Here is a 6,080-nt window from a genome sequence, read left to right as displayed (position 1 = left end):
AAACTCTCCAATAAAGTTTGTTACTGGTTCAAAGCTGGCAAATCATTTAATGATAGACTCATTAACGCTTTCGCTGTTCAGTTTTCAAAGAGCATCTCGTTCTTTTCTTTCGTCGTTAGCGCTTGTGGCGCCGACCTTTTAAACTATATCAGATCTTCTTTTGAAAATCAAGGGTTATTTTTAGAAGTTTGAAGTTTTTTTCATTCTCTCTAAAATTCCCTTCAAAAGCGACAAGAGTTATCATACCAAGCCAGAAACAAAAACGCAAGCATTATTACCTAAGAATTTTATCCCAGCCCCCGTTCATCCAGTACAGACAGGAGTTCACTCATAGAACAAATTACAATTCGCGGCATGAAAAGCTCCGGGAGCTCTGACAATAAAGGATTCTTGCACTCCCGCTTCCACTTCTCCAAGCATAACAAACGCATTCTTTGATCATTTGCACGCATCTGCGGTTGGAGCCTCACCAAGTCCTCTGGCAATTTTCGCTCTATTAAAATAGAGGTTACATGGCTGCGGTTAGCAAGTTGAATGTCGTGATCCAAGCGATCTCCCACATGAGCGACTACTTCTCCCGACAGCTTTTGCAAAATAGCTGGGTCAGGCTTGCCAGCACCAGCCCGTTCTGGCGTAACAATCTCATCAAAGTAATCCAGCAAGCCTAATGCATCCATTACTGGTGCCTGAAACTTGTAAAAGCCATTTGTGACCACTGCCAACGAAAAGCCCCGCTTTTTCATCTCACCGAGCTTCTGGAGAATTCCACCCTCGAGCAAATTAACCTTGGGCATTACAGAGTGTTTCCGAACCAGCGATTCAATATCAATCTTTTTTTCTATACGTAATTCATCGCATCTACTAAAGAGGATATCATCCCAATCATACGCTGCTACATAGCGTTCTTGGGACATACGACGCTCATGTTCGGTCACCATTTCTGAAACAATGTCGTGCTCTCTCCCCAACTGACCGGAGATTACACGCGCAATCTCCGGAAATACCCACACTCCAAACGGGTTTTGCATCAAGGTTCCATCCAGATCAAAGCTAATCCAGCGTTTGCTCATTTTATCGCCCCCGACGTAAGTCCTTCGATAAATTGCTTGGAAGCAAACAAGAAAGCAATAATCATCGGCAATGATGAAATAGTCAAACTGGCAAACAGCATATTCCACTCCGTGTCGTACTCCCCAAATAGTGTAAGCACGCCTAACGGAATGGTGCTCAATTCTTCGCTCTTCAAAAAGATCAGTGGGTAAAAGAAGTCATTCCACACTCCGATCAGATGGACAATCCCTACAGTTGCCAGCGCTGGTTTCATCAGTGGCAAAATGATTTTGTAGTACACTTGAAAACCATTGCAGCCATCTAGCCTTGCTGACTGATCCAACTCCGTCGGCAGTGTCCGAAAGAAGCCATAGAACACAAACACCGCAAATGGGATTCCTCCCGCTACATACAAAATGACCAGAGATGTGAGTGTATCCAAGAGTTGCAACTGCAACATGATCATGTACAAAGGCAAAATCGCCAGCTTCATAGGCAGCATTAAACCAAGCATAAAGAAAAACAGCACATACGAATTCCAGCGGAACGAATACCGAGAGAGATAAAAGGCTGCTAACGAAGAAATGAACAAGATAAAAAAGACAGACATGCCGCTAACATAGATGCTGTTCCACATGTACACTTCGAAGTTAACCTTTTCCCATACTTCTACGTAGTTATCCAAAGAAAAGGAGCTTGGCAACCCTAATGGCGAGGTGAGGATATCCAAATTGCTTTTGAGTGACGAAACGATCATCAGGAAAATCGGATAAATCGCCAAAAAGGCAAAAAACAGGAGAACGATATACTTGGCATACTGACCGATTCGCGCCGTCATGTTTTCACTCCTACTGTTCGTATTCCTTGCGTTTGAAGAAAAAGAGCAAGACAGCCGTCGCACTCGATATCATTAGAAAAAGCACCACAGCCAGCGCAGAGCCGAGTCCGATCGATTCTCCCCCAGCCACAGAGCCAAAAGCAAGACGATAAAAATAAGTAGCCAGTACATCTGTTGAAAAATAAGGTCCTGCTTGAGAGCCTTGCATCGCGAAGATCAGCTCAAACGCCTCGAATGCTCCGATGAAGCTGAGAATCGTCATTACCATAATCGAAGGCATCGCCAGTGGAATTGTCATTCGCCATAGCATCGTAAAGCTAGAAGCACCGTCAATTTTAGCAGCATCGTATATTTCAGATGGGATAGCTTGCAGGCCAGCGAGAAAAATGAGTACAGCAAACCCGAGCCCATACCAACTGTTGACCAAAATAATCGTATAGAGAGCTGTATCCGGACTTCCCAACCACGGTCGCGCCCATTCTTCGAGACCGATGAGCTTGAGAAAGGTGTTCAGTGCTCCGTAGGTGGGATTCAAGATCAAACTGAACAAGAAACCGACAACGATTACGGATAAGAGCTTTGGCATGAAAATGACCATCTTGAAAAACTCTTTCCCGCGGATCTTGCTATGAATAAGTAACGCCAGAAAGAAAGCAACAGCCAGCTTCGAGACCATAATCCCCACAAAGAAGATCACATTGTGGCCGAGTCCACGGAAAAACATCTCCTTAAAAGGCGGTAAACAACCGGACGAAATTTTCTAGCCCAATGAACGCCCCTCTTTACATACCATTCCACGCGAAAAAGCTGTTTAAGAACGCAGAAAATATGGGATAGACTTGAAACCACACATAAAATATCAGCGCCGGAAGTAAAAACAGATGCACCAGATGCTTTTTCCAGTTATATGTTCGGGCTTTGGCCGTCTCCGATTTTACGACTGTTGCTTTTTCCAATGCAGGCATAGTTATGGAGAACCTCCTTTACATGCGGGTACAGCCAAATGAATCGGCTGCACCCCTTGTTGTTATTTCCAGCATTACTTCTTTGGTTTGAACCATTTGTCAGCTGAAGCCTGTGTATCCTCTGCGACCTTGTCAACGTTGATTTGATTGATGTACAAGCCCTGCATAGCGTCTTCAAAGATTGTTTTTGTTGTTGGTGTTCCTTCGCCAAAATGCACCAGCATCAGGTAAGGAGTCATGCTTTTCTCGCTGAGCTGAGTCATTTTCTGCACTAATGGATGCTTGGGAGTTACGCCGGTGATCGCACTTAAACGGTCCAAATCGTCGCTAAACATTTGACCAAACTCTTTGGAAGCCAAAAACGCGATCAAGGTTTTGGCCTCTTCCGGATGCTTGGTCGATTTGGCAATGCCGTACGAGCCGTCTACCCAGTTGATCATCGGTGTTTCGCCGCCCTTTTCCTTCGCTAAGCCTGGCAGAATGTCGATCGGTAGGTCAGGGCTCTGCTTTTGAAAGGTTTCCAGGCGGTAGCTGCCGTTGATATACATCGCGGCCTTGCCAGTGTAAAACAGCGCTTGGGCATCCTTATCATCAATCGCTACAAAGTCTGGTGGGAAGTATGGAGCCAGCTCCTGCATGCGCTTAATCGATTCTTTGAAGGCTTCATCTGTAAATTTGGCTTCGCCCTTGAGCAGTTTTTCTACATACTCATTGCTTCCATATGCACTCGGTCCGATTACGCTATGAGTCATAGACAGCAGGTAAGCGGCTTTTCCGGCCTGCGCGATAGGGACAATACCTTTTTTCTGAAATTCTTGCGAGACCTGCAAGAGCTCTTCCCATGTCGCAGGTGGTTGCAAGCCGTTATCTTCGAACAGCTTTTTATTATAGAAAATAACGGCTGAATTAATGGAAAGCGGCACTCCGTAAATCTTCTGATCACTTCCCTTTGCTGCATCTAAATAAGATGGGGAAATGTCCTTCACTCCTGCAATGTCATCGAGAGGCAGCAAATAACCCGTATCTGCAATAGAGGTTGTTCCTGAATAAGGCCTGAGCTGCACAATGTCCACGCCGGTTCCTGATGTCAACGAGTTGTTCAAGATCGTATTGTACTCGGTCGATTTGACTGGCTTGAACTTCACCTTGATAGTGGGATGCTTCTTTTCAAACTCCGCAATGAACTTCGCATAAGCTTCCTTGTCCTCCGTACGCCAGCTGTACATGACCAATTCGACCGGCTCCCCTTTTGCCGGTTCTGCTCCTGGTGTGCCTGTCTGCCCTCCTGCAGCAGGTGAAGAGCCACCATTGCTACATGCAGCCAAAACTAGCACAAGCATCAAACTGATAAGCCAAACCCCAACACGCCTCATCGCAAAATCTCCTCCATGTAAGATTTTTGCTGTGTGCATCTACGCTAGTACCTCTATGTAGTAATGTTTTATAATCGAAAAATTATAAATTTTATAATTATATCAATGCACAAAAAAAGAGACAGACGATTTGTCTGCCTCTCTTCGAAGAAAACGGCGAACCGCTTTCTTACATCATGCCCATACCGCCCATGCCACCCATATCTGGCATGCCCATAGGAGCTTTGTTTTCTTCTGGTTTGTCAGCAATTACTGCTTCAGTAGTCAGGAACATAGCCGCTACAGATGCAGCGTTGGACAGTGCGGAGCGAGTAACTTTCGCCGCGTCAACGATACCAGCTTCGAGCATGTTTACATACTCTTCAGTTGCAGCGTTGAAGCCGATGCCAACTGCTTCTTTTTTCAGACGCTCTACGATTACAGAACCTTCGAGTCCTGCGTTCGCAGCGATTTGACGAACTGGCTCTTCCAGGGAACGGAGTACGATTTGTACACCAACTGCTTCTTCGCCATCTACTTTAACGCCTTCAACAGCTTTAATTGCATTGATCAGAGTAGTACCACCACCAGGAACGATACCTTCTTCTACTGCAGCGCGAGTAGAGTTGAGTGCGTCCTCGATGCGGAGCTTCTTCTCTTTCAATTCAGTTTCAGTAGCTGCACCGACTTTGATAACTGCTACGCCGCCAGCCAATTTAGCCAGACGCTCTTGCAGTTTCTCACGATCGAAATCGGAAGTGGTGTCTTCAATTTGTTGACGGATTTGGGAAACGCGGCCCTCGATGGAAGCTTTGTCGCCAGCACCTTCAACAACTGTTGTGTTTTCTTTGGTAACCACGATTTTGCTTGCGCGGCCCAATTGCTCCAGCTTAGTGGATTTCAGATCCAGACCGAGTTCTTCTGTAATCACTTCGCCACCAGTAAGAGCAGCAAGGTCTTGCAGCATAGCTTTGCGACGATCGCCAAAGCCAGGAGCTTTAACCGCTACAGCTGTGAAGGTACCACGCAGTTTGTTAACTACGAGAGTAGCCAGTGCTTCACCTTCAACATCTTCAGCGATGATCAGGAGTGGTTTGCCGCTTTGTACTACTTGCTCGAGTACAGGCAGAACTTCCTGGATGTTGGAGATTTTTTTATCGGTGATCAGGATGTAAGGGTTGTTCAGAACCGCTTCCATCTTGTCAGTGTCAGTGATCATGTAAGGGGAAGCGTAGCCACGGTCAAATTGCATACCTTCTACTACTTCCAGCTCTGTTACGAATCCTTTGGACTCTTCAACAGTGATTACACCATCTTTGCCGACTTTTTCCATTGCTTCAGCGATCAGGTTTCCTACCTCTGGATCGTCAGCGGAAATCGCAGCTACTTGCGCGATAGAGGATTTGTTCTCAACCGGCTTCGCGATGGATTTGATTTCTTCTACAGCTGCACGAACTGCTTTTTCCATACCGCGACGGATAACCATCGGGTTAGCACCTGCAGTTACGTTTTTCAGACCTTCACGGATCATAGCTGCAGCAAGTACAGTTGCAGTCGTTGTACCGTCACCAGCGATGTCGTTGGTTTTAGTAGCAACTTCTTTAACCAGTTGCGCACCCATGTTTTCGTAAGCGTCTTCCAGCTCGATTTCTTTCGCAATTGTTACACCGTCATTTGTGATCAACGGGGAACCGAATTTTTTCTCCAGAACTACGTTGCGGCCTTTTGGACCGAGGGTTACTTTAACCGCATTTGCCAAAGTTTCAACACCGCGGAGCATGGAGCGGCGAGCGTCTTCAGAGAACTTGACTTGTTTTGCCATCTAAACTCAACCTCCTGTTATGTGTTTATTCGTTCGACTTCCTATGTTAAGAG

The 6,080-nt window shown here is 46.0% G+C and carries 4 protein-coding genes and 1 pseudogene; all 5 read right to left on the bottom strand.

The annotated features are described in order from the left end of the window. Positions 1-287 precede the first annotated feature (287 nt). Positions 288-1,070: an HAD family hydrolase gene (locus ACFYU8_RS22980; RefSeq protein ID WP_390304144.1), complete on the bottom strand. Its 783-nt coding sequence runs from the start codon at positions 1,068-1,070 to the stop codon at positions 288-290. Next, positions 1,067-1,888: a carbohydrate ABC transporter permease gene (locus ACFYU8_RS22975; protein WP_390304142.1), complete on the bottom strand. Its 822-nt coding sequence runs from the start codon at positions 1,886-1,888 to the stop codon at positions 1,067-1,069. Before ACFYU8_RS22975 ends, ACFYU8_RS22980 begins: the two co-directional genes overlap by 4 nt. A gap of 10 nt (positions 1,889-1,898) precedes the next feature. Continuing rightward, positions 1,899-2,853 (bottom strand): annotated as a pseudogene (locus ACFYU8_RS22970) (carbohydrate ABC transporter permease). Between the two features lie 74 nt (positions 2,854-2,927). Beyond that, positions 2,928-4,226 (bottom strand): ABC transporter substrate-binding protein, encoded by a 1,299-nt coding sequence (locus tag ACFYU8_RS22965; protein ID WP_390304140.1) that lies wholly within the window; start codon positions 4,224-4,226, stop codon positions 2,928-2,930. A 169-nt stretch (positions 4,227-4,395) separates the two neighbouring features. Continuing rightward, positions 4,396-6,027 (bottom strand): chaperonin GroEL, encoded by a 1,632-nt coding sequence (gene groL, locus ACFYU8_RS22960; protein ID WP_390304138.1) that lies wholly within the window; start codon positions 6,025-6,027, stop codon positions 4,396-4,398. Positions 6,028-6,080: the final 53 nt, after the last annotated feature.

The organism is Brevibacillus sp. NPDC003359 (genome assembly GCF_042878995.1).
GTDB lineage: Bacteria > Bacillota > Bacilli > Brevibacillales > Brevibacillaceae > Brevibacillus.
The sequence above is the reverse complement of the archived record's forward strand: the minus strand, read 5'-3'. Positions and strand labels throughout refer to the sequence as shown.

What these genes read in the sequence shown, in the direction of transcription:
- groL (WP_390304138.1), bottom strand. Translation starts at nt 6,027, where the DNA reads ATGGCAAAACAAGTCAAGTTCTCTGAAGACGCTCGCCGCTCCATGCTC.
- ACFYU8_RS22980 (WP_390304144.1), bottom strand. Translation starts at nt 1,070, where the DNA reads ATGAGCAAACGCTGGATTAGCTTTGATCTGGATGGAACCTTGATGCAA.
- ACFYU8_RS22965 (WP_390304140.1), bottom strand. Translation starts at nt 4,226, where the DNA reads ATGAGGCGTGTTGGGGTTTGGCTTATCAGTTTGATGCTTGTGCTAGTT.
- ACFYU8_RS22975 (WP_390304142.1), bottom strand. Translation starts at nt 1,888, where the DNA reads ATGACGGCGCGAATCGGTCAGTATGCCAAGTATATCGTTCTCCTGTTT.